Raw genomic sequence first — 24,810 nt, 5'->3', positions numbered from 1 at the left:
CGGTCACTCGATGATGTCGGGGGCCGCCAGATCGAGGCGCCATGTCGCAGGTCCGGCTCGATCAACGGCGTGGTGCGCTCGTGTCGGACGTCGCGCGTGTCGCCTCACGGGTGTTGCTGAGGCGCCAACTCCTTGGTGTACAACGACGTTCCCGACGCATCGCACAGATTGACCGTCAGCACCCTCGAATCGGAGTCGATGGTGACCTCGCCGAAGTGCTGGAACCCCTCGGCTGGGGAGGTGTTCTCCTTGTCGGGGGCGTGGACGAACTCGTACCGCGCGCCGAACGTGCCGTCGAGCGGGCTCTGCGGGAATGCGCCGGCGTTGAGCGGCCCTGACACGAACTCCCAGAACGGCGCAAAGTTGCTGAATTGCGCCTGCTCAGGGTGGTAGGAGATCGCCGCCGTGTAATGCACGTCAGCCGTGATGAAGACGACGTCTCGAACGTCCTTGACTTCGGACAGGATGCGGGAGAAGGCGATCTCGCGCCCCAGCGGCCGCCCGTCGTCGCCCTGTGCGACTGCCTCCATGGAGGCAGGACCGTCGGGCGGATTCGACGCCTTGTCCGGTACGACGATGCTGATCGGCAAGTCGTTGGCGACCACCTTCCACACGGCCTTCGACTGCTTGAGGCCGTCGATGAGCCACTGGGTCTGCTCGTGCCCGAGGATCCCACCGTCGTCGGACTGTGCCCACGCCTGCGGGTTCGGGTTCTTGAAGGTCCGCATGTCCAGTACGAAGACGTCGAGCAGTGGGCCGTAGGAGACCTTGCGGTATAGCCGCCCGTCCGCCGCCTCGGACGGGTCGACGGGCTGCCACTCGCGCCACGCCTGATACCCGTAGCCGGCAAGCTCGTCGACGTCGTCCTGGGTGTAGCCCTTGCGGTTCTGGCCGGCGAGTGACTCACCGGGAAACCAATTGTTCGTCACTTCGTGGTCGTCCCACTGGATCACCTGCGGGACGGTGGCATTGAACCGGCGGTAGTGCTCGTCGGTGAGGTTGTAGGCGTAGTTGCTGCGGAAGTCCTCGAGCGTCTGGGCCACGTGATCCTTGCCTCGTGAGGTGACGTTCGAGTACGTGTCGCCGTTGTTCTGCTGCTGGGTCTCTGGCACCGGGCCGTCGGCGTAGATCGCATCGCCGGAGTGCACGAAGAAGTCCGGGTGGCGGTCGGCCATGGCGCCGAAGACCGCCATCCCGCCCTGCCGGTTGATTCCCCAGCCCTGGCCGACGACGTCGCCAGACCAGACGAACTTGACGTCCAGCGGTTGTGCGGGAACGGTTTTGAAGACACCGGCCACGGGTTCCGACGTGGCACCGTCCTCCCCCTCGAGGGTCACGCGGTAGTGCACCGTCTGTCCCGGCTCGAGGCCGGTGATGCGCAACCGACCGGTGCCATCGGACGCCGGGGTCAACTGCGGTCCATCGAAGCGGGTCGGACTCGAAAACGACTCGCTGGAAGCGGTTTCGACGATCATGCGGGCAGGGGAATCAGAGCGGGCCCACACCAGAGCGCCGTCGGGCCGAGGGTCGCCGCTGGCGACTCCGTGGGTCAGGCGGGGACGGTTGGCGATCAGGCCCGTGCTCGTCGGCTGACTGCCGTTGCCAGAACTGCCGCAGGCCCCCAGCGCCGCCGCCGCGGGAATGAGTAGCACGCCTGCCAGTGAGCCGCGCAGAAGGGTGCGGCGGGGGACCGTGGGCCGGTGATCGAGGGGAGCCATGCCGGCCAGCTTGCTGCCCCTCGGCTACGCGACGATTAACGGCGTCGAGGAACGAAGCGACCAGCAGGTAGCGCGCTGGTTAACGGGGTGGAGTGGGGGTAGCCGCCCAGCGGGCGATGCTCTGCGCGTACAACGGTGTTTCGATCTGGCAGTGCCGTCCCGAGGACTCTTGCCGGGCCTTGGCCGCCTCGTCGAACGTCTGTCCGTGCTCGCCGATGAACTTCAAGAAGTCCTCGGTGGGGTGCGACGTGACCGTATTGGTGTAGCGGCACCGGTGCCCGTCGAGCTGCTCCATGCGGAGTTCCCAAATCACTTGCGTCGTCGTCCATCCCGATGGCGTCAGGACGTCCGACAGTGACACCATCCTGCAGTAGTGCGGCTGAGCCACATCGAAGCGGTATTGCTGGATCACCAGGCCCGTCCCGATCATCTCCACGTTGATCGACATCGGCGTCCCGTCGTCATCGACCGTGTAGCCTGCGGCCTTGTGGTCACCGGGCGCGCAGCGCTGATACTCATGCGTAGGAAGGGTTTTCAGCCATTGAGCGATGTCGACGTGATCGAAAGACGCATCCACGTCGGCGGTGACCACGGCGTGCGAGAGAACCAGATCCTCGCGGACTGTGCTACCCATTCATTTCTCCTGTTTCTGTGCTGATGAGGTGATCCGACGCACCCGAGCATGCCCCGTCGACGGGACCCCGGACTACGGCGCTGCCGTGACCTTCGCGGGTAGTGCTAGCCGCCATCGAGGTCGGTGCGGCGTGCAGAGGGACGCTTTTGGTGACGTGCCGGCGATAAGGTCGTCTGTAATGGGCAACAGTGACCAAGCGGCGCCGGCATCACCGATGGAGGCGGTCCATGGCGCCGGCTGGCTTGACCATGGCTTCCACATGGATGTCCACTCCCACATTCACGGGCAGCTGGTGTATGCCGCCTCGGGTGTTCTGGCGACCACCACGGAGCGCGGCACGTGGGTCGCGCCTGCCAGCCGGGTGACGTGGACCCCGCCGGGATTCGAGCATTCTCACCGGTTCTACGGGCTCACCGATGTGCGCCTCATCGTGATCCCGGCCGAGTCGTGCGCGGCATTGATCGCACACCCGAGCGTCTTCACCGTCAGTCCTCTTCTGCGGGAGGTACTTCTGGCGCTCACCGATCGCAACGGACGGCGCGCCGAAACCATCGAGCATCTGCGCGCCGTCGTGATCGACGAGCTCATCGAGGCGCCGGATCAGTCGTTGCATCTGCCCGAGCCCCGCGACGACCGGCTGCGCGCCGTCACCGATCTGTTGCGCGCCGATCCCGGGCAGACCACGACGCTGACCGAACTCGGCCGCAGCACCGGGGCCAGCGCGCGCACCCTGAGCCGCCTCTTCGGAGAGGAGCTCGGCATGAGTTTCATCCGCTGGCGGACCATTCTGCGCATCCACCACGCCCTGGTTCACCTCACCAACGGCCGGTCGGTGACCGACACCGCGATCGAGTGCGGCTGGTCGAACTCCACGAGTTTCATCGACGCGTTCACCGCGGTCGTGGGTCAGACTCCGGGGCGTTACCAGGCCGCGTTGGACGTCACGGGCAAGTGATCGCCGATCGCGGATCGAAGTTGGCGACTTTCCGGTATGTGCTGGCCAGTTATCGGTGGGCAGCAACCGATCGCGAGTCCAGGGTTGATTACTAGCGGCTGTGCCCACCCGGGGCGCCCGCTTGTCGAGCTGGAGTGTCGAACACACGTGAACTACACAGACCAAGATCAAGACACCGCCGTGGTCGTCATCGGCGCCGGAGTCGCCGGGCTGACCCTCGGTAACTTCCTTCTGCGCAATGGCATTGACTGCGTCGTGTTGGAGAAGAACACCCGTGATCACGTCGAGCAGCGCCAGCGGGCCGGCTCACTTGACGGTCGCGGCGTCCGCATGTTCCGCGAATGGGGCATGGGGCAGGTCCTCGAAGCCGGAATCGCACACGACGACGTCGGCTCCGAAGGCATGCCGCTGCGTGTCGACGGGCAGACGCGGATGTGGAACGCCACGGACTTCATGGACGACGAGCCCGGAGTCTTCTGCCCGCAACAGGTGTTGGTGCGGAACCTCATCGAGGTGTTCCTGGGCGGTGGCGGAGACCTGCGTTTCGGCGTGGACGTCGCCCTGGAGGGCATCGACTCGGAGCGGCCTGCGGTCCGCTACCGGGATGGCGCAGGCGCCACCACGGTGATCCACGCCGACTTCGTCGCCGGTTGCGACGGTTACCGCGGGATCAGCCGGTCGTCCATCCCCGCAGGCGCGATGACCTGCTACTCCCGCGAGCACGGGTACGCCTGGCTCTCGTTCCTGGCCGAGGTGCCAGCCGATCCGCCAGCGGTGATGGCCGTGCATTCACGGGGTTTCGCCGCCCAGATCACCCGCGGGCCCACGACGAGTCGCTTCTATCTGCAGTGCCCGCTGACCGACACCCCGGATCAGTGGCCCGACGAACGGATCTGGAGCGAAATGGGCGCGCGCTTCGGCGAGCCGATGGCGACGACGGGGCCGATAACCGACAAGCAAGTCGTGCCGCTGCGCAGTGTGGTCCACAGCCCGATGCGCTACGGCTCGCTTTTTCTCCTCGGGGACGCGGCTCATCTGGTGTCGCCCATGAGTGCGAAGGGGATGAGCCTTGCGCTCTACGACGCCGAGGTGCTCGCGCGAGCTGTCATACACCATGTCCAACAGCGTGATTCGAGTCAGCTCGACAGCTACTCCGACACCTGCCTGCACCACGTTTGGGATGCGCAGATCCAAGCGGTCTGGATCACCAATGTCATGCACGACGCGGGCGATGCGCGCTACGCAGATGAATTCCGCAGGCAGCTGGCCCGGGCGGAACTCGATCGGATGACGGTCGCCAGCGTCGCGAGTAGTTGAGCCTCCGCTGATGCGGGGGATCGCGGCTCAAGGGGCCGCGAGTCGTGGGTCGACGGTGTATCGACCGCCGGGGTCTTGGCAGAAGAACAAGCCGCAGTTGAATGGCGGCCTGGTCAGGTTCTCCAACGGAATCTCCGCCGGTGGTAGAGCGCCTTCCCAAACGCTGTCGGCGACGTTGCCACCCGGCTCGCCGTACACCCACCAGTAGGTGTGGCAGACGTTCCAATCCCAGTTGGGGCGGCCCGACCCCGCACCGGCGAATCCCTGATATTGGCCGGGGCACCAGGTGAACGGCCCGGTGGCCCTGCCCGGATCGGCGTGCGCGGTCGCTGGCGTGAGCACCACGCTGGCGAGTGCGCCTGCTCCTGCCAGCAGCGCGGCAGCGGCCGCGCGCTTCGTCCGAGATGCCGTCCGAGATGCCGTCCGAGATGCCAGGGTCATGACTAGGTCTCCTTCTCTTGCCGTGTGGTGCTCAGAAGTAGACCGGGCTCCGGCGTCTACCGATCCCAAATTCCTCCTTGGCCGGGAGTGTCCTTGGAGATGCCGGAGTTAGACGGTGAGGACGAGCTTGCCCTGGAGGTGACCGCCGTCGAGCAGCCGGTGTGCGTCGGCGACGCGCTCGAACGGGAACGTCTCCTGCACGTGGACCCGCAGCGTGCCCTGTTCGACGAGTTCGACGAGCCGTCGCAGGGCGACCGGATCCGGGTCGACCGCGATGCCACTGAAGCGCATACCGGCCGCCTCGAACTTGGCGGCGAGCTCCGAATCCTGCTCGGCGACCGCCGTGACTAGGTGGCCCCCTGGGCGTAGCACCCCGAGAGACCGCTCGACGGTGTCGCCGCCGAGCGTGTCGAGCACGACGTCGATGTCGCGGACCGTCTCGGCGAAGTCGACCGCCGCGTAGTCGATCACCTCGTCGGCGCCGAGCCCGTCGACGAACACCCGCTTGCTTGCGCTGGCGGTGGCGATCACATGTGCACCAAGGGCTTTCGCGATCTGGATCGCGACGTGACCGACCCCGCCGCCACCGCCGTGGATCAGGACCCGGTCGCCCGCGGTCACGCCGCCGAGGTCGACGAGGCCCTGCCAGGCCGTCAGCCCGACGACCGGCAGTGCCGAAGCCTCGACGTGCGAGAGCGAGGCCGGCTTGCGCGCCAGGTGCAAAGCGGGAGCAGACACGAATTCGGCATACGCGTTGGCCGCCCGGGGGAATAACGGCATTCCGAATACCTCGTCGCCCGGCCTGAACCGCCAAGTGCTTGCCTCTTCGACCACGCCGCTAACATCCCAGCCGAGGATGAACGGCGGCTTGTCGAGCAGTGGGAACTCGCCTGCGCGCAGCCGCGCCTCCAACGGGTTCAGCCCGATCGCCTTGACGCGGATGAGTACCTCGGTCGGCAAGGGCTGGGGCGCAGGCGCGTTCACGATGGTGAGGACCTCGGGTCCGCCGAGCGTCTGCTGGGTGATGACTCGCATGACTCTCCTAACGTTGGGGGAGAGGACCCAGGCTATGTTTCCGATGGGAACCGGCAGGTACCTTGGCGGCATGAGTGACTCCGGTCCCCGTGACGCCTTTCTCGCCGACTGCCCGGGTCGTCTGACGGTCGAGCTGATCGCCGACAAGTGGACCGCCGTAGTGCTCTCCGGTCTCAGCGAGGGGCCGGTGCGCCACGGCGAGCTGATCGAGCTGATCGGCGGCATCTCCCGCAAGGTGCTTACACAGACGCTTCGACGGCTGGAGTCGCACGGACTCGTCCGTCGCCACGCCTATGCCGAGGTACCGCCCCGTGTCGAGTACGAGCTCACGCCGCTCGGAGAGACGCTGATCGATCCGATCCACGTATTGACCGAGTGGGCGAGGGCGAACGGCGACGCGGTTCTCGATGCGCTCGACGCGAACTCGGAGCCGGTTGGCAGGCACGGCTGAGTTGCCACCGCGGCGGGAATCGTCGGCGTTGGGACAAGGTCGACTGGCGGGTCGAGGTGCAACCACGACATCTCGCCGTTGCGAACGGAGTTGACGGCGCTGAGACGGCTGAGCGAAATGCGCTGCTGCGCAGCGAATCTGGTGCGGTGCTGGACGTTGGCTGCGCGGAGGGAATCACACGTCCGCTTGAGCGTTTGGTTATCGGTCCGCCCGATGGGCGTAGATCGCCCGATACCAGATCAGGCTGACCGTCTGAGCGGCTTCGTCCAGGCTGGGCACCGTGGCTCCGCGCTTCTCGGACTCGATGTACCAGTGGTAGGCAAGTTGCTCCACCATCGTGCCCAGGGCTGCCGCGGCGTATTCGGGATTCAACGAGCCGTCGGAGTCGACTCGCTGTAGATAGACGGATTTTCGCCCAAATGTCTTCTCCCTGAGGTTCCACCACAGGTCGGCACATTCCGGTACGGCTGCTGACATCTCGAGCAGGCCCGCGATCAAATGCCGGTTCGCGCGGTATGTCTTTAGGTAGCGGCGCGATGATTCGCGGAGCGATTCGAGCTCCTTGCCTTTGATCCAGGACCCGCTCACCGACGTGTAAAGCGCCTCGACTAGTTCTTCCAGCAGCTCGAGGAAGAGTTCATCTTTGTTGTTGAAGTAGCGGTATGTGCTGCCAAGGGCAAGACCGCTGCGTTCGGCGATCTCCCCGACGGTGGCGCCGAAGTATCCGCGGTCGGCAAGCACGTCGCGCCCCGCGTCCAGGATCCGCGCCCGGGTCAGCTGTCCCTTCTTGGTCGGCGCCGATCGCAAGCTGGGCTTGGACGTAGAAGTCAGATGCGGAGTCACTAGTCCTCTCCCCACGAGCACCTTCAGAAACTGATTTCAGGTTCACTATATCGACTCCTGCGCGACCTGCGAGTCAGCGTCGACGGTGAACGGGCTCAATTCGCGATGTCCAGGCCGCGCCAAGGCCTCCCGCCCACCCTCGGGAGGCTGCGCCGTCTTTAGGCAAGCACCTGACGCTGTCGAGATTGACCGGGTGCGCCTATTGACGATGAGACATCCAAGCCGGTAGAAAAGGTGACATCAGTTTCATTTTAGGAGAGTGCGTGATGTCTGCCACCCAGGGCGTCTGGATCGTCGATGGAATCCGATCGCCGTTCGGCAAATTCGGAGGGGGACTGCGCGACGTCTCCGCGGTGGACCTCGCCGCGCAAACGTTGCAGGCGGTCCTCAAACGCGCGGATTGGCCCATCGAAACCATGTCGGAGATGAACGTGGGGATGGCCATGATCGAAGGCGGCCTGATGGTTCCCGCACGCCAAATTGCCTCGGCCGCTGGACTGCCCGAAACCCTGCCCACCCTGACCCATGACCGCGCGTGCTGTTCCGGCGTGACGAGCGTGGGGTTGGGTTGGCGAGCCATCCGTGGTGGGGCTGCCGCGACCCTGGCGATTGGACTGGAATCGATGAGCCAGACACCGCGACTGCTGCACGAGACCCGCTGGGGATCCAAGCGAGGCGACCTCACCGTCGAGGATCTGCTCATGCTGCGCAACCCCCTCGCCGCGGGCCAATCCATCGCGCGGTCGGCCGGTGAGGAGGCGCTCAGTCGCGGGGTGACCCGCGAAGCGCAAGACGCATGGGCATTGCAAAGCCATGAACGGTACTTCCAAGCGTTGTCCGACGGCTTCTTCGACGACGAAATCACGAACATCGCCACTCCCGACGGCGAATTGGGCATCGATGAGCAGCCTCGCTCGGACACCACCCGTGAGAAACTCGCCCGGCTCAAGCCGGTCTACGGCGGGCCGACAGTAACAGCGGGCAACGCACCCGGACTCAACGATGGCGCGGTCGCCCTGATCTTGTCCGGGCACGCGGCCCTGGCCGACACCGGCGCGACTCCGCTTGCAAGGGTCCACTCATATCTCCAGATCGCGGGCGGGCCCACCTCGTCGGTGTACCTGCCCGGCCTCGCCATCGGCCGGATTCTGAACGAGGCTGGCCTCACCCCCCGCGACGTCGACGTTGTCGAAATCAACGAGGCATACGCAGCCACCGCCGTAGTCAGCGTCAAGACGCTGGCGGACGGCGACAAGGCGCTGGAGCGACGGTTGGCGGCTCGCACCAACATCAACGGTGGCGCCGTCGCCATCGGCCACCCCACCGGAGCGAGCGGCGCTCGCCTCGTTCTCACCGCGGGTCGTCAGCTCAAGCGCAGTGGCGGAAAGTGGGCGGTGGCCGCCATCTGTGGCGGCTTCGGGCAGACGGATGCCGTCCTGATCGAAGCCGCGTAGTGACCGACGCGGCCGTCATGAGCGCCAGTGCAGATAGCGGACAACAGACCGGAGTGACGATGCCTCGCATGGAGCACACGATGCAGGAGGTCCCGCTGACCGTGGACCTCCTGTTCCGGCGGGCGCATCGCCCTTTCGGGCAGAAGCGGATCTACTCGTCGGGGCCAAAGGGGTTGACAGTCACCACCTATGCCGAATGGGCCGCACGGACCAGGCGGCTAGTGGGCGCACTGGACGGCATGCAACTGCAACCCGGTGCCCGAGTGGCGACCTTCGCCTGCAACAGCACGAGTCACCTAGAGATCAGCTTCGCGGTACCGGGCTCGGGCCGCGTCTTCCACCCACTAAACGTTCGGCTCCCGGCGGACCAGCTGAGCTACATCGTCAACGACGCAGAAGACGACGTGATCTTCGTCGACCGGTCACTGTTGTCTCGGCTGGCGCCACAGCTCGGCTCGTTCAAGACCGTTCGTCGACTCGTCGTGATCGACGACGGCACTGATCGCGTGAACCCAGATGTGGAGATCCCCAACCACATTCTGGTGTCCGACTACGACGACCTCCTGAGCGCGGCGGCGGAATCCGAACTCCACGTCGAAGACGAGACACTCGCCGCATCGGTCTGCTACACGAGCGGCACCACGGGAAATCCCAAGGGCGTCGTCTACTCCCACCGATCACAGTGGCTGCACGCCATGGCACTTCTGCAGGCGGATACGACGGCGATCGGCGAAGGGGACACCGTTCTCCCATTGGTTCCCTTCTTCCACGCAAACGCCTGGGATCTCGGCTACGCAGCGGTGGCCGCGGGAGCCGACATCGTCCTCTCCGGCCCGGACAACTCCGGGCCCGCCGTCGCCGACCTCGTGGAGAGATGCGGGGTGACCGTATCCGCCGCAGTGCCCGCGGTGTGGTCGCGAGTGTTGCCCGAGCTGCGTGGACGTGACACCTCGCACCTTCGAATGCTGTGTTCGGGCGGCAGCGCCGTGCCCGCGCGGCTGACGGACCTCTGCCGCGAGCTGACCGGGGAACCGATCATGCAGGTCTGGGGCATGACCGAGACCGGCGCATTCGCCTCGATGGCACGAACCCGTCCTCACGTCGACCATCACGACGAACACGCGCAGTCGCTGGTCACCTCATCCCAGGGTGTCCCCATACCAGGCATCGAATTCCGAATCGTCGAGGAGGACACCGTCGAGGAGCTCCCTTGGGATGGTGTCGCCATCGGCGAATTGCAGTGCCGCGGACCGTGGGTGACCGCCCGCTACCGCGGAGACAACGGCCGCAGTGGTTCGACGACCTCGGATCAATGGTTCCGGACCGGTGATGCGGCCAGTATCGATCCGAATGGCTACGTTCGTCTCCGGGACCGTCTCAAAGACCTGATCAAGTCCGGCGGGGAATGGATTCCCACCATTGAACTCGAGACGGCTCTGCAAACACACCCTGGTGTGGAGTTGGTCGCGGTCATCGGCGTTCCCTCCGAGCGGTGGGATGAACGGCCGATAGCGATCGTTACCTCCACCGAAGGCGGCCTCGTCCAACCGGACGAGCTTCTCGATTGGTTACGCCCTCGAGTGCTGAAGTTCTGGCTTCCAGACGAGATCCACGTTGTGCCAGCACTTCCCGTGACTCCGGTTGGAAAGATCGACAAGAAGGCGCTGCGACTGCGCTTCGCCGACCAGGTTCGGCCCTGAAGAACCACTTTGCAGGGGGAGTACCCGCGCTGCCGAGGACTCCGATCAACGCCTATGAAAGAACGAAAGTGAGCACTGATGGTTCAGCTGACGAAGCGTGACCGTATTGCGATCCTGACCCTCGATCGCCCCGAGATTCGCAACGCCATCGATCGCGTCGACGCGGAAGTGATCGAAGAGTCCCTTGACATCATCGAAAGCGACGACTCGATCTGGGCGACGATCATCACCGGGGTAGGGAGCGTCTTCTGCTCCGGCGCGAATATCAAGGCATTGGCCAACGGAGGCGGCCCCGCCAAGACCGAGCGCGGCGGTTTCGCCGGTCTCGTAGCGCGCACCCGGACGAAGCCTCTGATCGCCGCGGTAAATGGTCCAGCACTCGCGGGCGGGTGTGAAATCGTGCTGGCCTGCGACCTCGTCGTCGCATCAGCGACCGCCGCCTTCGGCCTCTCCGAGGTCAAACGCTCCATGGTGGCCGCGGCAGGTGGACTCTTCCACCTGCCCAGATCGATTCCGAAGAACGTCGCGATGGAAATGGCGATCACCGGTGACCCGATCGACGCCGAACGCGCCCATCAGCTCGGCCTAGTGAATACGGTGGTCGAGCCGGGCGAACTCATGGCTGCCGCGACAGCCCTCGCAAATCGGATCTGCGCCAACGCCCCACTTGCCGTGCGGGAAACCCGTCGCGTCCTCCTCGAAGGCCTCAGCACCGACGCTGAGCGAGCCAAAGTCATTGCCGAAGAAAGCATGTCGATGATCCGCAACACCGAAGACTTCACCGAGGGCACACACGCATTCCTGCAGAAGCGCCTCCCCGAATGGCAGGCCCGTTGATGTCGAGATCCAGACCGCACACCGAAGTGTCGGCGCCCACGAAGGACACCCTGCAATGAACGCCCAGACGACATTCGAGCTGTTCGACGTCGACAGCCTCCTCGGCGCCGAGGAGCGGGCAATCCGAGACCACGTCCGCGAGTTCAGCCAAGTCCGCATCCACCCATTCATCAACGACTGGTATGACTCCGGTGTCATTCCCACACGCGAGCTCGCCAAGGAACTGGGTAAACTCGGCGTTCTCGGAATGCACCTCGAGGGCTACGGCTGCGCCGGAAATAGCTCGACCGCATATGGATTGGCATGCCTCGAACTGGAGGCAATCGATTCTGGCGTACGCAGTCTCGTTTCAGTGCAGGGATCACTGGCGATGTACGCGCTGTGGCGATGGGGCTCGGAGGAGCACAAACAGCAGTGGCTCGCGCCCATGGCGGCAGGAGATGCGATCGGCTGTTTCGGGCTGACGGAACCCGATTTCGGCTCCGACCCCGCCGGCATGCGTACCAATGCGCGACGCGATGGCAACGACTGGGTTCTGCACGGCACGAAGATGTGGATCACCAACGGTTCCGTGGCCGATGTTTCCATCGTCTGGGCCCACACCGATGGCCACATCCGGGGGTTCGTGGTGCCGACGGACGTCCCGGGATTCTCGGCCAGGGAAATCCCGGAAAAGCTCTCTCTGCGCGCCTCGACGACCAGTCAGCTCGTGCTCGACGACGTGCGACTTCCCGAGTCTGCGATGCTCCCAGGTGCCAAGGGGTTGTCGGGCCCTCTGGCGTGCCTGAACGAGGCGCGATTCGGCATTGTCTTTGGGGCACTGGGAGCGGCACGGGATTGCCTTGAGACCACGATCGCGTACGCCCGTGATCGTGCGATCTTCGGCAAGCCGCTCGCTGGCTATCAAGCCACTCAGCTCAAACTCGCAGACATGGCTTGCGAACTCGGAAAGGGAATGGTGCTCGCCCTGCACCTGGGACGATTGAAGGACGCGGGTCAGTTGCGCCCCGAGCAGGTGAGCATTGGGAAATTGAACAATGTACGCGAGGCATTGACGATCGCCCGCCAATGTCGAACCATCCTCGCCGCCAACGGAATTACGTTGGACTACTCCCCGCTCAGACACGCGAACAACCTAGAGTCAGTGCTGACCTACGAGGGCACTTCGGAAGTCCACCAGCTGATCATCGGGCAAGCGCTCACAGGCCATCCGGCATTTCGCTGAAGCGTCCGGACGCCAAACGGCCATCTCGTACGCGTTGTCGGACCGCGAAGGCGATCCCACCCCGAATCGGGTATGCAGCTACCCCCACCACAACATTGGCGCCGAATCGCGCCGCCAACAGCAGATTTCGCAGAACGGTGAAACCCAGATGAACCACGAACCCCGGCCCAAGCCGAGCACGGGCCGCACGCGCCAGATCGTTGCGGTCGGCATCGGCAACTTCATGGAGTGGTACGACTTCGCCATCTACGGATTCTTCGCCACGGTGATCGGCTCGAACTTCTTCCCGAGCTCGAACCCCACCGCGTCGCTGCTGGCCGCGCTCGCGGTCTACGGTGTGGCGTTTCTCATGCGCCCGGTCGGTGGGTTCTTCATCGGCGCGATCGGTGATCGACGCGGGCGTCGGTTCGCCCTCGTACTCTCGGTCGTCATGATGGGTGGCGCAACGACACTCATCGCGCTTCTCCCGACCTACCAGCAGATTGGCATCCTTGCCCCCCTGCTGCTGGTTGTCTTGCGCTGCCTTCAGGGGTTTTCCGCCGGTGGGGAGTACACCGGGTCGACGGCATTTCTCGTCGAGAATTCGGCGCCCCACCGGCGCGGCCTGACCGCAAGCGTTGTGCCCTTCACCGGAGCGCTGGCCGTGGCGGCGGGAGCTGTCACAGCACTCGTCGTTCAGACCGTCATGAGCCCCGACGACGTTTCCAGCTGGGGATGGCGCATTCCCTTCCTCGCAGCCTTCCCCCTCACCTTCGTTGGGCTCTACCTGCGCACCAAACTCGCGGACACCGAGGTGTTCCAGGAACTGAAGGCGCAAGGAGCCGTCACCGATTCGCCGATCCGCCAGGTCGGCCGGAACAACCGAAAGAGCCTCGCGATCTCGTTCGCCCTCTCAGCGATCACTGTCCTGGGCTTCTATTACCTCGCCGCCTACGTCCCCACCTACCTGATCGTCGAAGCGAAGATGCCGCGGCCGACCGCGCTGGAGGTGGTCGCGGTGGGTGCACTGATCTACGCCGTGCTCTGCCCCACCATGGGCCTGCTCTCAGATAGGGTCGGTCGTCGGCCGGTGTCGCTGCTCGGAGGTGCCGGGCTGGCCGCCGCTTCCGTGCCGGCGTTTCTTCTCATGCTGACGGGAAACCCAGCGGCGGCATTGCTCGGGATCGTCCTCTTCGGACTTTTCCTGGCCATGCACATCTCGACCACCACGGTCATGTTCATCGAACTGTTCCCTGCCCAGATTCGATCAACGGGCAGCGCGATCGGATACAACCTCGCCGCCTCCCTGATCGCCGGACCAGGCCCCCTCATCGCGGCTGCCCTGGCCACCCAGGGGCCAGGCCTGCCCGCGGTGTACATGGTCGCGGTGGCGGTGGTGTGCACGGCACTGCTGTGGCGATTCCTGCCCGAGACCCGCTGGTCCGACATCGCACCCATCCAGGAGGCACACGAGCCGGCCCCGCGAATCGCGCGAACCTAATCTCGGTATGGCGGTCGGACGTCGCGATCGACGACAGGCTGGTGCGTGGGGATATGCCAATCCGATTGGTCCCAATTCGTTTCATCGTCTCTACGGATCACGACTTCCGCTGCGGTGGCACTGTTGCACTGTGCCGCATCTCGAACACGTGCGGCTGCCTAGATTCTTCGGAGCTCAAAGAGTGGGATGACCCGGTCGGGCTTCGGATAGGTCTCTATGCGCGGACAAAGCTGCACTATCTTCGTGTACAGGGCGTCACGCTCGTCGCCCGTAATCTCTTGTGCTTCAACGTCATAAGACTCGACGCCGATATCGACGTGCGCCGCGGAATTGGCACGAAGATTGTGCACCCACGTCGGATTGCGGGGAGCTCCACCCTTGGTGCCGACAATGAGAATCCGGTCGCCAACGGTGAAGTATTCCAGTGGAGTCTGACGGAGTTGGCCAGATTTGGCGCCCGTCATCGTCAGGAGCGCGACATCGGAGTCCGCGAACGGACCACCGACTCTTCCGCCGTTGGACCGAAACTCCTCGACGACTGCAGCATTGAAGGCCCGTAGGATCTCCGGATTCGACTGGGCCTCGGCGTGCGTGGGGATCGGAGGGATGCGAGACGAGGGTGGCTCGTCGAGTGTCCGGTCGTCGTTCGTCATGACGCCATTGTCAGCGCGCCCGCCCAACCCGATCCAGACCCGGGCGCGACCAGGGGACGTTGAACCGGGGTACCGACAGACCCATGGTCGACCCGAACCCGGTGCAGGATGATGGAGGTGTGAGCAACTCCGAGTTTGGCGCGTTCCTGCAGGCTCGCAGGGCAGCAGTGTCTCCTGCCGCAGCCGGGATCCCGGACACCGGCGCGCGACGCCGAGTGCCTGGGCTGCGGCGCGAAGAAGTCGCCGCCCTGGTCGGGTTGTCCACCGACTACTACGTTCGGCTTGAGCAGGGCCGCGGCGGCCGGCCGTCGGAATCGGTCCTCGAGGCGATAGCAGCGGCACTGCTGCTCGACGAACCCCAGCGCGAGCATCTCCGCCACCTCGCCCATCCGCCCCACCGGCGACCACGCGTGACGAGGGATCGCCTCAGCGCCTCGACCCGCGCGCTCGTCGACACTCTGACGGTGCCCGCACTCGTGATGACGGCCAGCACACAGGTCATCGGATGGAACGACCTCGCCTGTGCGGTATTCATCGACTTCGGTGGTCGACCCGTTCGGGAGCAGAACACGGCGTGGCTGCTGTTCCGGGACGCCGATCTTGCGGACAGGCACCGCAATTGGGAGGCGTCCGCACGTGACACCGTCGGCATGCTCCGGATGGCAGCGGGCCGCAACCCCGACGATCCCGAATTGACGGCGCTCGTGGGCGAGTTGTCCGTGCACAGTTCCACCTTCCGGCACTACTGGAACCAGCACCACGTTCACGAGAAGTCGACGGGGATGACGCAGCTGCGCCATCCCGAGGTCGGAGACATCGACCTCGACTTCATCGCGTGGAGAACCCTTGCGACGCCGAACCAGACCCTCGTCACCTACACGCCTGCACCGGGATCCCCGTCGGCCCACGCGGTCGACCTGCTCGGCTCGATGATCGCGACACATCGCCGACGAGCGACGGGCGATCGCCGGTAGACCGTCCTTGGGTGAGCGAGTCCTTGGCGTCCTGCCACGCGGGCACCCGAGCCCCTCGGTATGTATGTCCGGTCAGTCGCGTTTCGACTCGTAGCGCAGCAGGACCGTGCCGCCAGGGAAGGTGCGATTCTCCAACAAACGCAACGAGATCCATGACGGCAGAGTCGGGAAGAACGGCGTGCCGCCGCCTACGGCGGTGGGCGCGACCACGATCCGGTACTCGTCCACCAGTCCGGCCTGGACGATCGGTGCGGCCAGCGTCGCACCGGCCACCTCGAGCCTGCCGTCGGTTTCGGCTTTCAGCTTCGTGACCACCTCGACCGGGTCGCCGCGTTCCAGGCGGGAATTCCAGTCGACGGACTCCAGCGTGCGCGAGAACACGACCTTGGGCATGTCGCGCCAGATGTGCGCGAAGTCGACGATCATAGGGGTGGCGTCCGGCGCCTCGTCGGCGGTCGGCCAGTACCCGGACATCAGTTCGTAGAGCCGCCGCCCGTAGAACGATAGGGCGGTCTCGCGCTCGAAGTCGTTCCAGTATTGGTGCAGTTCTTCGCTCGGATCGGACCAGTCGATGCTGCCTCGTGCGTCGGCGATGTAACCGTCCACCGACACGGTGAATCCATAGATGAGTCTGCCCATGCCGATCAGACTTCACCGCGGGGCAGAACTCATCGCGACGCCGCTGCCCCACGCGGCCGGCGGCAGGGACATGCCGGACGAAGGGCTCAAAGCTCTTGGTCCGCCCGGTCGCCACTTGAACCAGGTGGGATGGGTCGGCCCTGTTCGTCGACCGGTGCGCCGGCCCATACCCGCAACGCATCCATGGCGGGGCCGAGTTCTCGGCCCCGTTCAGTGAGTCGGTAGGTCGCGGTGATCGGCGGCCCGGGGTCTACGTCTCGTTCGACCAAACCGAGGCTCAGAAGCTCGGTAAGTCGCTCGCTCATGACCCGTTTGGACAGGGTGGGCAGCGCAGCGTGCAACTCGTTGAAGCGGGCTGGGCGTTGGAGTAGCAGGTCAATGAGCAGCCCTGTCCAGCGCTTGCCGAGCAAGCCGAAGACCTTCTCGGTGTACGAGCAGGAAGTCAGCGGGAGCTGAGTCTCGGTCACGCCTCTCAGGATACGAGCATCAGGACATTTGCATCCCTGGTAATAATATGTAACCTAGTTGGTAATTACTACCACCAAGGCATCACTTCGCGCCGAGCGTTACCTGGCGCCGTCGGATGCCGCCCGATCAGGAATGGGACGATGGCTCACGAACCCGAGGTGATCGCAAGGACCGAGGTTGGCGATCCCGCACCCCATGACCTCGTAATCCACCGCGCTCACGTCTTCGACGGCCACGCAGCGCACGTCGGGCTACGTGACGTTGCCATCAGTGGGGGACAGATCGCCACCGTCTCAGTGGAACCACTGAGGGGCAGACGAGAGGTCGACGCGGCTGAGGGTTGGGTGATGCCGGGCCTGATCGACACGCACCTTCACTTCTACGACGTCCGTGCGGTGTCCGATCCGGAATCGATGCGGATCTTCGAGGAGGGCGAGCTTCCCGGACGGCTCGCCCTTTTCCTTGAGCATGGGATCACCACCATCAAGTCGGTGGGGGATCCGACCGACGCGATATTGGACACGCGAGCGAAGATCGCCGCGGGAGCACTCCGGGGCCCGCGGCTCCTGGCGACCGGTTGCGGTATCACCGGACGCGACGGCCATCCCGCCGCCACGATCTTCGGTGGCAATCCCTGGGCACGTGCACGATTCACCGGTGAGGTCGAAAGTGTCACGCAGATGCGCGATCTGGTGCACCGCCTAGCCGACCAGAAGGTTGACGCGATCAAACTTCTTTCGGAGGGCGCGTGCACGTGTGCAGGCTCACCAAAGTACCTCTGGCACAACGCCGCGTTTCCTGCCGCCGTCGAGATTCAGCGGCTGCCCCTCGACCTCCTTAGGGCGGGTGTTGAAACGGGGCACGAGCGAGGACTCAGGGTGACCGTTCACACCGCCCAGCAGGTCGCGGCGCGCGAAGCGATCGAGGCCGGTGCAGACGGCCTGGAGCACGGTGTCACGGTCGAGGCCATCACCGATCATTCGCTCATCGATCTGATGCTCGAGCGCGACATCACCTACACACCTACCCTCTGGATTCACGACGCGAGCCACCCGGATGCGCGAGGCAACGTCAAGATGGTCGCCGATGCCGGCGTGAACATTGCACTGGGTAGCGACACCTTTTGCGGCAGGGGCCTATTCGGAGCGAACACGGTGGAGGAAGCCGAGCTGATGGTCGCAGCGGGGATGACGCCCGTCCAGTCGCTTGCCGCCGCCACCAGCACCGCGGCGCGCCACTGCGTGCGACCCGATCTCGGCACGGTGGCGCCCGGCATGCGCGCGGACCTGATCGTTCTCACCGCTGATCCAACCCAGGACATCAGCAATCTGCGCAAACTCGCCATGACGATCCTGAACGGCGAAGTCGTCGTCGACAAGCGCTAGCCAGCCATGGCCGCTACGCACGGCTCGCATCCTCGACACCATCGATAAACCGTCCGTCTGACGTAACGTCCATCTGACGACTTAGTCGCATCAAGGAGAAGTTCCTCAGTGAGAACCTGGTTCATTACCGGCATAAGCAGCGGCTTCGGGCGCGGGATGGCGGAAACGCTGCTCGCAGCGGGTGATCGCGTCGCAGGCACCCTCCGCGATCTATCGGCCGCCGATGACCTCAAGTCGCAGTACCCCGATCAGCTGTGGCTCGCCGCCCTGGATCTGACTCATACCGGCGCGATAACGCCGACGGTCGACGATGCATGGGCCGCCATGGAACGCATCGACGTAGTGGTCAGCAACGCCGGCTACGGCCTGCTGGGCGCCGCCGAGGAGGTAACCGACGCACAGATCCGCCACCAGATCGACACCAACCTGCTCGGATCGATTCAACTCGTGCGAGCGGCCCTTCCCCACATGCGCGCGCAAGGCGGTGGCCGCATCCTTCAGATCTCAAGTCTCGGAGGTCAAGTGGCGATCCCTGGCGGTTCGCTTTATCACGCGACGAAGTGGGGCATCGAAGGCTTCCTCGAGACGGTCGCGCAGGAGGTAGCTGTGTTCGGGATCGGTTGCACGATCGTCGAGCCCGGCTCCGCGCGTACCGGCTTCCGCAACCGAAGCGCAATCGTTGGGACCCGCATCCCCGCATACGACGCCTCACCTTCCCGCAGAATCAATCACATCGTCGAGGACAAGTCGATTCTCTCGCCGGGCGACCCGGCCAAGATGGTCGACGCCATGATCGCCAGCGTGGAGCAGGACCCCGCCCCTCTGCGCTTGGTCCTGGGTAGCGACAGCTATTTGCACATCACGCAGACACTTACTACTCGCCTGGCCCAGCTCCATGCGCAACGGGAACTGGCCTGTTCGACCGACCATGCAGAGCAAGGCCACGCCCCCCAGTGGTTTCAGGGGACGAACGACCGCGCCGATGCAGCCTGCCACGGTGGGCTGGATACAAACGCCGCCCAAAGCGCCGACGGAGCCTGACGAGGCGGGCTTGTCCCTCGACCAGGATGCCGATGACCGACGCTCGGCTCTCGCCCGAGTCGCTCTTCGAGCGGACCAGCCGTGGGTCGCTGCGACCGGACATGGTGCGAGGTTCGACGACCATCGTCAAGTTGCTGACGATAGTCCAGGGAAAGCTGGGAATACGCCGTTTCGGAGGGCTGCACTCAGAATTGACAGGTAACCATTCTGTCTCACCGGATCTTTCGCGGTGATGCGGTAGAATCGCACGAGTTGGCTACGGGTATAGATAGTTTGCTGCGAGAAGAATTGAATTGGGGATGCTGATGGCGAACGACAGGATGCAGAGGGAGTTCTACTGCGGGCTAGATGCGGCGCTCTCAATCGTTGGCGGCCGGTGGAAGTTCCTGATTTTGTGGCAACTCGCAGTCCAGGGCCCGCAACGCTTCGGACAACTGCGCCGCAGTGTCGAGGGTGTCAGCGAGAAGGTATTGATTGGTGCCCTGAAAGAACTCGAAGCAGATGGGATCGTCATCCGCAAGGATTACCAGAGCGTGCCACCGCACGTTGAGTACTCGTTGACTCCATCTGGTACCACGTTGGCAACAGCACTGACCCCGTTATGCCAATGGGGTTACACCCACATGGAGCAGATCGACATCCGGGGCGCGCAAACCGCATTGCGGTGATATCGCACCGCGTCACGTGGTCGAAATTGTCTCTCACTTGGTCGCTGGTCCGCGGCGCTGCCGTTGAGCATGACCTGGTGACTCCAGTGGTTTCGCGGGCACACGGCAGGTAACTGAAGATGGCTGTCAATGACGCTCAGCGGTAGCGGTCACGCCAGAGAATCATTCCCTCGAGAGTGCTGAAGTCGTATCCGCGGTCAGGAGTTGGATGGATTTCAGTCATCAGCGTAGTTGCGCCGACGTTGAGGAAATCATCGATGCTGCCGGTGCCCCACCACGTTACGGAGCGCTCGATGTCCTCGCCGGATCGACCAAGGGTCTCGGCCATTTGGTCGAGCTGAGCACTGGCGGATCTGAACCCCTCGACGTCAAGGTTGGTATGCCAAATATCGGCATGGCGAGCTACCGCTGGCAGGGTTCGCTTCACGCCCGATCCGCCGATCAGGATGGGGATTTTACGGACGGGTGGTGGCACCAATTGAGTCAGCCGATTATTCACACGCTGCAGGCCGTCATCGAACGAATCGAAACGTGTCTTCCAGGTGCCAAATTCGTATCCGTAGGAGGTGTAATCCCGTTCGTACCAGCCCGCGCCAAGTCCGAGGATGAGTCGACCACCTGTGATGTGATCCACGGTGCGAGCCATATCAGCCAAGAGGTCCGGGTTGCGGTAGCCCATTCCCGAGACCAGCAGACCAAGTTCAGCTCTCTGCGTTATCTCGCCCCACGACGCGAGCGCAGTCCATCCCTCAAAGTTGTTGACGTCGGGTTGATTCGCGTCGAGCACCGGCACGCCGTTGACGATGTCGTGGAACAACGGCAGGTGAAAATGGTCGTACCCAAGAATCAGGTCGGCACCCATTTCTTCAGCGCGCAGCACTGCACTGCGCCAACTGGCGTAATCAGGTGTGTTGCCGGGTTGGAGCTGCACACCGATGCGGATTGGTCGGGTCATTTCTATCCTTCTGCGGATGGGCACTGTTTTGGTTGGGCGCACCGGGTTGAACCGCGGTTTGGGCGCCTGGCGCCCGTATCAACGCGGGTTGTGTCGTAATACGACAGGGGATTTCGGATGGCGAAGCTACGTGGGCAGGCCGAGGCCCTCAAGCCGCCGCGGCGAAACGCAGACGCCGTTCGGGAGCCCTACGTGTGCGTCATCAACCATGGCTTCTGCTAGACCTCAGCGGTCGCGCCAGGAGAGCATCTGTTCCAAATGACCGAAGTCATAGCCATTTTCGTCCGGATGGATCTCGGTGGTGAACAACGTCACACCTTCCGCGACGTATGCATCAGCGGTAGCCTGATCGGTCCACGGGACCGAGCGCTCGATCTTCTGTTCGTCGCGTCCAAATTCGTCTGCCAGTCGCTTGAGCGAATCATTCTTCCGACGAAACTCACCGAGTGGTTCAAAGCTGTGCCAGATGTCAGCGTGACGTGCGACTGCCGGCAGAGTTCGTCGCTCGCCGCCGCCGCCGATGAGAACGGGAATGTGGCGGGTGGGCGCGGGAATCAACTCTTTCATACGCTCCTCGATCCGGAGGAGCGACTGGTCGAATAGATCGAAGCGAGACTTCGTCGTGCCGTATTCATATCCGTAGACCTCGAAGTCCTTGGCATACCATCCAGCTCCAACGCCCAGTATCAGACGGCCGCCGCTGATGTGGTCCACCGTGCGAGCCATGTCCGCAAGCAGATCGGGGTTTCGATAAGGGATTCCAGTGACCAACAGGCCAATCTCAGCACGTGTCGTGATCTCGCCCCACGAAGCCAGAGCCATCCAGCCCTCGAAATTGTTCACATCCGGTTGTTCCTCATCCAGATGCGGTATCCCGTCGATGATGTCGACAAATGGCTTGTGGAAGTGGTCGTAGCCGAAGATGACGTCCGCTCCGAGCTCTTCGGCGTGGAGTACGGCTCGACGCCAAGATTGGTAGTCCGGGGCCCCGCCCTGCCACACGTGCACGCCTATCCGTGCTCGTCGGCTTGTTCTTCCCGTGAATCCAGGTGTGGTGACGCCCGGATCACCAGTGCTAGGCATTCTGTGCCGTCCTCTCGCCTTCGTGATCGCCTGATTGGCGCACTGATTCGATGTCGATTGCGCCGAGCGCGTGCCGCGTTCTGGCTGACCGCGACGTCTGGCTCCAACTGAGGAAACACCCAGTTCCTTCCTCACGACAAGTACCTACTTTTCCGTAAGTGTCCGTGAGCTCGGGCTTTTCGCTGACTACGCATCGCTCGATGATGAGTCGGGGCGTGAACTCACGGCTTCCAACGTCGGGCTAGCAGCCGCGCTCGGTAAGCCATCAGCCTTCGGAACGATGTGCCGCCCCGGTCACTGGCGTTCGATCAGTCGTTCTACCGCGTCGAAGCCTTGCTCGAATACCGAGAAGAATGCGGCGGTCACGCCGCCATCGGATGCCCCCTGGTCAAATGCGCGGACCGTTTCTTCTCGAGCGGTGCGAACCGTGAGCACGATGGCGCCGGCCGCGAGCCGGGCGCGACTGTCCGGAATCGGACCGCCGAGTTCGAGTGCGAGTCCTTCGGCAGCGTCATCGTAAAGTTCGTGCAGCCGTGCTTGCAGCGATGGGCTCGATGCGATGAATCGCCACCAGTCCACGGTCTCTCGGTCGACGCGTGTGAATGGATGTTCTTGCGCGCGTAGGTCGCTCACCAGGACGCGGAGGGCATCGACGGGCGATTGGCCGTCGGGGCGCATGCGGACGGCATCGCGAAGGAGGACCATCTTCAGGTCGTCTTGCCGATCGAGCATCAGATCCTCTTTGCGCGGAAAGTAGTTGAAGACCGTCATCCTCGATACCTTCGCCTCCGCCGCCACATCGTCGAGCGTGACGGCTTCGAACCCGCGCGCCAGGAACAAGGCGGTAGCCACGTCGGAGATCCGCTGTCGGGTCTCGAGCTTCTTCGCGGCGCGACGTTCTCCCATGGTGTCATTTGTACCCGGTATAAGTTTGTTGACAGAAAGTTATACCGAGTATAATTTTGGGTATCGGATTGCGCGCCTGTCTCGGGGCCGAGCTCTGCTGCACCTGCACCGCAGTCTGGCTGCGGTGGCTCGGCATCAAGTCACGGTCATCGAGCGCCCAAGGGAGACAACGCAAGCCGTTCTCCGATCGTGTTTCCCTCTGCCCCCGTGTCGGAAAGGTTGGCCATGCAGGCGATGGTAGTGACGGAGTTCGGCGGCCCGGAGGTCCTGCTCTTGCAGGATGAGCCGGATCCTGAGCCGGGCGTGGGCCAGGTGCTCGTCGAAGTCGAGTTCAGCGATGTCGGCACCCTGGATCGCTTGATCCGCGCCGGTAGGTTTGCCGAAGTTTTCAACGTGGCCCCGCCATATGTCCCCGGGGGCGCAGTTGGCGGCGTCGTGCGGGCCGTAGGGCCAGGCGGTGACGCCGCATGGGTGGGCAGGCGCGCTGTCGGTGGAACCGGCCGGCACGATGCGGACGGCAGGTCGGCGGCACCCACCGGCGGTTACGCCGAGTTGGCGCTGGTCGACGAGCGAGCGCTGAACACGGTGCCGGACGGTCTCGACCTCGATGTCGCGACGTCGCTGTTCTTCGATGGCCCGACGACCCAGCTGCTACTCGACCTCGCCGCGCCGACCATCGACGACCGCGTCTTGGTGCTTGCCGCCGCTGGCGCGGCCGGAACGCTGCTCGTCCAGTTCCTTACCGGTCGCGGCGTTCCCGTCGTCGCCGCGGCGCGCGGAGCGGCGAAGATGGCGGCGTTGCGCGAGCTGGGCGCGGCTGCCGTCGTTGACTACGGTGAGCCCGATTGGCCCGACCACGTGCATGCAGCGTTCACGGACGGCCCGACCGTCGTCTTCGACGGGGCGGGCGCCGACCTCGGCCGCACGGGTTTCACGCTCGCCGCCGACGGCGCACGGGTGATCAGTTATGGCACTGGAGGGGGAGAGTTCGCCGAGCTGAGTCGGGACGAAGCGCGCCGAAGGGACGTCACCGTCACCGGCCTGTTCGACCTTCCATCGCCCGGGCCGGCAGAGCGGTCGATACTTCTTCAGCGTGCGTTCGCCGCGGCTGCTGAGGGCGCTGCGTGCCCCGTGCTCAGCCGCGTGCCTCTGACGCAGGCGGCTAGAGCGCACGCCGCGTTGGAGGACCGCACTGCGATCGGCAAGACGATCCTTGCCACTCGCTATTGAGACACACACCTGGGGCATGCGCGCGGCGAAGCCGAGGATGGCCATGACCGGCGTGACGTCGGCTTCACCGAAAGTGCCCAGGTCAGCGCGGTACTGACCTGGGCCTTCGGCCATCGCTCTGCAGCGCAGGAGGTGGGGAGCTAAGCGCCCGCGTTGCGAGCCGTCACGGCTGCGGCCGTCATCTGAGCAGTGGACTGCGCGACGGGTGCCGCCACGGCATCGGTGTCGTCATGGACTGCTTGTGCCTGGCCATCGGACGCAGCCAGATCCTTGCTCTTCTGCGCGGCCAGCACCTCCACGAGTAGGGCCTCGTCGTAGTTCGCCTCAGCGGCTTGGGCCCGCTTGCGCGCCTCTTCCACTTCGCGTTGGGCCTTGCTTCGCGCCTTGCGCAGCGTTTCCCGCTGGTCGGCGGCCGTCTTGATCGAACGCTTGAGTTCGGCTTGCTGCTCGATTGCCGCTTGCAGTGCGGCCTCGTCTGCGCTGCGACGTTCGGCATTGTCATCGAGCCGTTCCAGCACGAGCGCGAGCTGATGCTCGGCCTGGGTCGCAGCTTCCTGTGCGGCCTGCCACTTGCCGCGCGGCTCATCCAATGCGGCGTGGTCGACCTCCAAGTCGGCGTTGGTGTCGGTGGTCGTGGTGTCGGATTGGTCCCGTGCATCTGCGGTTGTGATGATGTGGCTCATTTCTTTATCGGGGGCCGGTGGCAGAGGGGTTCCCA

25 protein-coding genes are annotated in these 24,810 nt (G+C 64.3%); 13 read left to right on the top strand and 12 right to left on the bottom strand.

The window, feature by feature from the left end:
• Window positions 1-104 precede the first annotated feature (104 nt).
• Both ABW137_RS26665 and ABW137_RS26660 read right to left on the bottom strand, forming a co-directional pair.
• Window positions 105-1,718: an alkaline phosphatase D family protein gene (locus tag ABW137_RS26665; protein ID WP_526404475.1), complete on the bottom strand. Its 1,614-nt coding sequence runs from the start codon at window positions 1,716-1,718 to the stop codon at window positions 105-107.
• Window positions 1,719-1,797: 79 nt separating this feature from the next.
• Window positions 1,798-2,352, bottom strand: a complete 555-nt coding sequence (locus ABW137_RS26660; RefSeq protein ID WP_526404474.1) for a hypothetical protein — start codon at window positions 2,350-2,352, stop codon at window positions 1,798-1,800.
• A 178-nt stretch (window positions 2,353-2,530) separates the two neighbouring features.
• Here ABW137_RS26660 and ABW137_RS26655 point away from each other — a divergent pair, with 178 nt between their 5' ends.
• Both ABW137_RS26655 and ABW137_RS26650 read left to right on the top strand, forming a co-directional pair.
• A complete protein-coding gene (locus tag ABW137_RS26655) occupies window positions 2,531-3,307 on the top strand; it encodes an AraC family transcriptional regulator (protein ID WP_526404473.1) in 777 nt (258 codons plus the stop codon).
• A 147-nt stretch (window positions 3,308-3,454) separates the two neighbouring features.
• Window positions 3,455-4,624 (top strand): FAD-dependent oxidoreductase, encoded by a 1,170-nt coding sequence (locus ABW137_RS26650; protein WP_526404472.1) that lies wholly within the window; start codon window positions 3,455-3,457, stop codon window positions 4,622-4,624.
• A 27-nt stretch (window positions 4,625-4,651) separates the two neighbouring features.
• Here ABW137_RS26650 and ABW137_RS26645 read toward each other — a convergent pair whose 3' ends face one another.
• The gene (locus ABW137_RS26645; protein ID WP_526404471.1) at window positions 4,652-5,065 is read right to left on the bottom strand and encodes a hypothetical protein; all 414 of its coding nucleotides are present in this window, start codon (window positions 5,063-5,065) and stop codon (window positions 4,652-4,654) included.
• Window positions 5,066-5,173: 108 nt separating this feature from the next.
• Complete coding sequence (locus tag ABW137_RS26640; protein ID WP_526404470.1) at window positions 5,174-6,100, bottom strand: NADP-dependent oxidoreductase; 927 nt, start codon at window positions 6,098-6,100, stop codon at window positions 5,174-5,176.
• A 70-nt stretch (window positions 6,101-6,170) separates the two neighbouring features.
• Here ABW137_RS26640 and ABW137_RS26635 point away from each other — a divergent pair, with 70 nt between their 5' ends.
• Window positions 6,171-6,551 carry a winged helix-turn-helix transcriptional regulator gene (locus ABW137_RS26635; protein WP_526404469.1) on the top strand — a complete coding sequence of 127 codons (381 nt, stop codon included), beginning with the start codon at window positions 6,171-6,173 and terminating at the stop codon, window positions 6,549-6,551.
• A gap of 198 nt (window positions 6,552-6,749) precedes the next feature.
• On the opposite strand, the gene ABW137_RS26630 is transcribed toward ABW137_RS26635, so the two are convergent.
• Window positions 6,750-7,394 (bottom strand): TetR/AcrR family transcriptional regulator, encoded by a 645-nt coding sequence (locus ABW137_RS26630; protein WP_526404468.1) that lies wholly within the window; start codon window positions 7,392-7,394, stop codon window positions 6,750-6,752.
• A gap of 266 nt (window positions 7,395-7,660) precedes the next feature.
• Here ABW137_RS26630 and ABW137_RS26625 point away from each other — a divergent pair, with 266 nt between their 5' ends.
• The 5 genes from ABW137_RS26625 (at window position 7,661) to ABW137_RS26605 (ending at window position 14,090) form a co-directional block, all read left to right on the top strand.
• Complete coding sequence (locus ABW137_RS26625) at window positions 7,661-8,848, top strand: thiolase family protein (RefSeq protein WP_526404467.1); 1,188 nt, start codon at window positions 7,661-7,663, stop codon at window positions 8,846-8,848.
• Between the two features lie 68 nt (window positions 8,849-8,916).
• Entirely contained in the window at window positions 8,917-10,548 is a 1,632-nt protein-coding gene (locus ABW137_RS26620) for a long-chain-fatty-acid--CoA ligase (protein WP_526404466.1), read from the top strand.
• A gap of 78 nt (window positions 10,549-10,626) precedes the next feature.
• Complete coding sequence (locus tag ABW137_RS26615) at window positions 10,627-11,385, top strand: enoyl-CoA hydratase/isomerase family protein (protein WP_526404465.1); 759 nt, start codon at window positions 10,627-10,629, stop codon at window positions 11,383-11,385.
• Window positions 11,386-11,440: 55 nt separating this feature from the next.
• The gene (locus ABW137_RS26610) at window positions 11,441-12,610 is read left to right on the top strand and encodes an acyl-CoA dehydrogenase family protein (protein WP_526404464.1); all 1,170 of its coding nucleotides are present in this window, start codon (window positions 11,441-11,443) and stop codon (window positions 12,608-12,610) included.
• A gap of 148 nt (window positions 12,611-12,758) precedes the next feature.
• Window positions 12,759-14,090, top strand: a complete 1,332-nt coding sequence (locus tag ABW137_RS26605; protein WP_526404463.1) for an MFS transporter — start codon at window positions 12,759-12,761, stop codon at window positions 14,088-14,090.
• Window positions 14,091-14,248: 158 nt separating this feature from the next.
• Here ABW137_RS26605 and ABW137_RS26600 read toward each other — a convergent pair whose 3' ends face one another.
• The gene (locus tag ABW137_RS26600; RefSeq protein ID WP_526404462.1) at window positions 14,249-14,743 is read right to left on the bottom strand and encodes a nitroreductase family deazaflavin-dependent oxidoreductase; all 495 of its coding nucleotides are present in this window, start codon (window positions 14,741-14,743) and stop codon (window positions 14,249-14,251) included.
• Window positions 14,744-14,862: 119 nt separating this feature from the next.
• On the opposite strand from ABW137_RS26600, the gene ABW137_RS26595 reads away from it, so the two are divergent.
• Window positions 14,863-15,717: an MmyB family transcriptional regulator gene (locus ABW137_RS26595; RefSeq protein ID WP_526404461.1), complete on the top strand. Its 855-nt coding sequence runs from the start codon at window positions 14,863-14,865 to the stop codon at window positions 15,715-15,717.
• A 72-nt stretch (window positions 15,718-15,789) separates the two neighbouring features.
• Here the strand turns inward: ABW137_RS26595 and ABW137_RS26590 are convergent, their stop codons facing one another.
• Both ABW137_RS26590 and ABW137_RS26585 read right to left on the bottom strand, forming a co-directional pair.
• Complete coding sequence (locus ABW137_RS26590) at window positions 15,790-16,356, bottom strand: dihydrofolate reductase family protein (protein ID WP_526404460.1); 567 nt, start codon at window positions 16,354-16,356, stop codon at window positions 15,790-15,792.
• A gap of 86 nt (window positions 16,357-16,442) precedes the next feature.
• Window positions 16,443-16,823 carry a winged helix-turn-helix transcriptional regulator gene (locus ABW137_RS26585; RefSeq protein ID WP_526404459.1) on the bottom strand — a complete coding sequence of 127 codons (381 nt, stop codon included), beginning with the start codon at window positions 16,821-16,823 and terminating at the stop codon, window positions 16,443-16,445.
• Window positions 16,824-16,964: 141 nt separating this feature from the next.
• Between ABW137_RS26585 and ABW137_RS26580 the strand changes: the two genes are divergently transcribed.
• The 3 genes from ABW137_RS26580 to ABW137_RS26570 all read left to right on the top strand — a co-directional run bounded on the left by ABW137_RS26580 (window position 16,965) and on the right by ABW137_RS26570 (window position 19,918).
• Window positions 16,965-18,209, top strand: coding sequence for an amidohydrolase family protein (locus ABW137_RS26580; RefSeq protein ID WP_526404458.1), 1,245 nt, complete (start codon window positions 16,965-16,967; stop codon window positions 18,207-18,209).
• Between the two features lie 108 nt (window positions 18,210-18,317).
• Window positions 18,318-19,250 (top strand): SDR family oxidoreductase, encoded by a 933-nt coding sequence (locus ABW137_RS26575; protein WP_526404457.1) that lies wholly within the window; start codon window positions 18,318-18,320, stop codon window positions 19,248-19,250.
• A 305-nt stretch (window positions 19,251-19,555) separates the two neighbouring features.
• Window positions 19,556-19,918 carry a winged helix-turn-helix transcriptional regulator gene (locus ABW137_RS26570; RefSeq protein ID WP_526404456.1) on the top strand — a complete coding sequence of 121 codons (363 nt, stop codon included), beginning with the start codon at window positions 19,556-19,558 and terminating at the stop codon, window positions 19,916-19,918.
• A gap of 136 nt (window positions 19,919-20,054) precedes the next feature.
• Here the strand turns inward: ABW137_RS26570 and ABW137_RS26565 are convergent, their stop codons facing one another.
• The 3 genes from ABW137_RS26565 to ABW137_RS26555 all read right to left on the bottom strand — a co-directional run bounded on the left by ABW137_RS26565 (window position 20,055) and on the right by ABW137_RS26555 (window position 22,862).
• Window positions 20,055-20,873: an LLM class F420-dependent oxidoreductase gene (locus ABW137_RS26565; RefSeq protein WP_526404455.1), complete on the bottom strand. Its 819-nt coding sequence runs from the start codon at window positions 20,871-20,873 to the stop codon at window positions 20,055-20,057.
• Window positions 20,874-21,098: 225 nt separating this feature from the next.
• Window positions 21,099-21,956: an LLM class F420-dependent oxidoreductase gene (locus tag ABW137_RS26560; RefSeq protein WP_526404489.1), complete on the bottom strand. Its 858-nt coding sequence runs from the start codon at window positions 21,954-21,956 to the stop codon at window positions 21,099-21,101.
• A 294-nt stretch (window positions 21,957-22,250) separates the two neighbouring features.
• Window positions 22,251-22,862, bottom strand: a complete 612-nt coding sequence (locus ABW137_RS26555) for a TetR/AcrR family transcriptional regulator (RefSeq protein ID WP_526404454.1) — start codon at window positions 22,860-22,862, stop codon at window positions 22,251-22,253.
• A gap of 225 nt (window positions 22,863-23,087) precedes the next feature.
• On the opposite strand from ABW137_RS26555, the gene ABW137_RS26550 reads away from it, so the two are divergent.
• The gene (locus ABW137_RS26550) at window positions 23,088-24,092 is read left to right on the top strand and encodes a zinc-binding dehydrogenase (protein ID WP_526404453.1); all 1,005 of its coding nucleotides are present in this window, start codon (window positions 23,088-23,090) and stop codon (window positions 24,090-24,092) included.
• 140 nt (window positions 24,093-24,232) lie between these two features.
• Here ABW137_RS26550 and ABW137_RS26545 read toward each other — a convergent pair whose 3' ends face one another.
• Window positions 24,233-24,703 carry a hypothetical protein gene (locus ABW137_RS26545; protein WP_526404452.1) on the bottom strand — a complete coding sequence of 157 codons (471 nt, stop codon included), beginning with the start codon at window positions 24,701-24,703 and terminating at the stop codon, window positions 24,233-24,235.
• Between the last annotated feature and the right edge of the window lie 107 nt (window positions 24,704-24,810).

The organism is Mycobacterium sp., from assembly GCF_040509115.1.
Taxonomy (GTDB): domain Bacteria; phylum Actinomycetota; class Actinomycetes; order Mycobacteriales; family Mycobacteriaceae; genus Mycobacterium.
The sequence above is the reverse complement of the archived record's forward strand: the minus strand, read 5'-3'. Positions and strand labels throughout refer to the sequence as shown.

Bases quoted from the DNA above. Each gene is read 5' to 3' on its own strand.
- ABW137_RS26665 (WP_526404475.1), bottom strand. From the start codon at position 1,718: ATGGCTCCCCTCGATCACCGGCCCACGGTCCCCCGCCGCACCCTTCTG.
- ABW137_RS26660 (WP_526404474.1), bottom strand. From the start codon at position 2,352: ATGGGTAGCACAGTCCGCGAGGATCTGGTTCTCTCGCACGCCGTGGTC.
- ABW137_RS26655 (WP_526404473.1), top strand. From the start codon at position 2,531: ATGGGCAACAGTGACCAAGCGGCGCCGGCATCACCGATGGAGGCGGTC.
- ABW137_RS26645 (WP_526404471.1), bottom strand. From the start codon at position 5,065: ATGACCCTGGCATCTCGGACGGCATCTCGGACGGCATCTCGGACGAAG.
- ABW137_RS26640 (WP_526404470.1), bottom strand. From the start codon at position 6,100: ATGCGAGTCATCACCCAGCAGACGCTCGGCGGACCCGAGGTCCTCACC.
- ABW137_RS26635 (WP_526404469.1), top strand. From the start codon at position 6,171: ATGAGTGACTCCGGTCCCCGTGACGCCTTTCTCGCCGACTGCCCGGGT.
- ABW137_RS26625 (WP_526404467.1), top strand. From the start codon at position 7,661: ATGTCTGCCACCCAGGGCGTCTGGATCGTCGATGGAATCCGATCGCCG.
- ABW137_RS26620 (WP_526404466.1), top strand. From the start codon at position 8,917: ATGGAGCACACGATGCAGGAGGTCCCGCTGACCGTGGACCTCCTGTTC.
- ABW137_RS26615 (WP_526404465.1), top strand. From the start codon at position 10,627: ATGGTTCAGCTGACGAAGCGTGACCGTATTGCGATCCTGACCCTCGAT.
- ABW137_RS26610 (WP_526404464.1), top strand. From the start codon at position 11,441: ATGAACGCCCAGACGACATTCGAGCTGTTCGACGTCGACAGCCTCCTC.
- ABW137_RS26605 (WP_526404463.1), top strand. From the start codon at position 12,759: ATGAACCACGAACCCCGGCCCAAGCCGAGCACGGGCCGCACGCGCCAG.
- ABW137_RS26600 (WP_526404462.1), bottom strand. From the start codon at position 14,743: ATGACGAACGACGACCGGACACTCGACGAGCCACCCTCGTCTCGCATC.
- ABW137_RS26590 (WP_526404460.1), bottom strand. From the start codon at position 16,356: ATGGGCAGACTCATCTATGGATTCACCGTGTCGGTGGACGGTTACATC.
- ABW137_RS26580 (WP_526404458.1), top strand. From the start codon at position 16,965: ATGGCTCACGAACCCGAGGTGATCGCAAGGACCGAGGTTGGCGATCCC.
- ABW137_RS26570 (WP_526404456.1), top strand. From the start codon at position 19,556: ATGGCGAACGACAGGATGCAGAGGGAGTTCTACTGCGGGCTAGATGCG.
- ABW137_RS26565 (WP_526404455.1), bottom strand. From the start codon at position 20,873: ATGACCCGACCAATCCGCATCGGTGTGCAGCTCCAACCCGGCAACACA.
- ABW137_RS26560 (WP_526404489.1), bottom strand. From the start codon at position 21,956: ATGCCTAGCACTGGTGATCCGGGCGTCACCACACCTGGATTCACGGGA.
- ABW137_RS26555 (WP_526404454.1), bottom strand. From the start codon at position 22,862: ATGGGAGAACGTCGCGCCGCGAAGAAGCTCGAGACCCGACAGCGGATC.
- ABW137_RS26550 (WP_526404453.1), top strand. From the start codon at position 23,088: ATGCAGGCGATGGTAGTGACGGAGTTCGGCGGCCCGGAGGTCCTGCTC.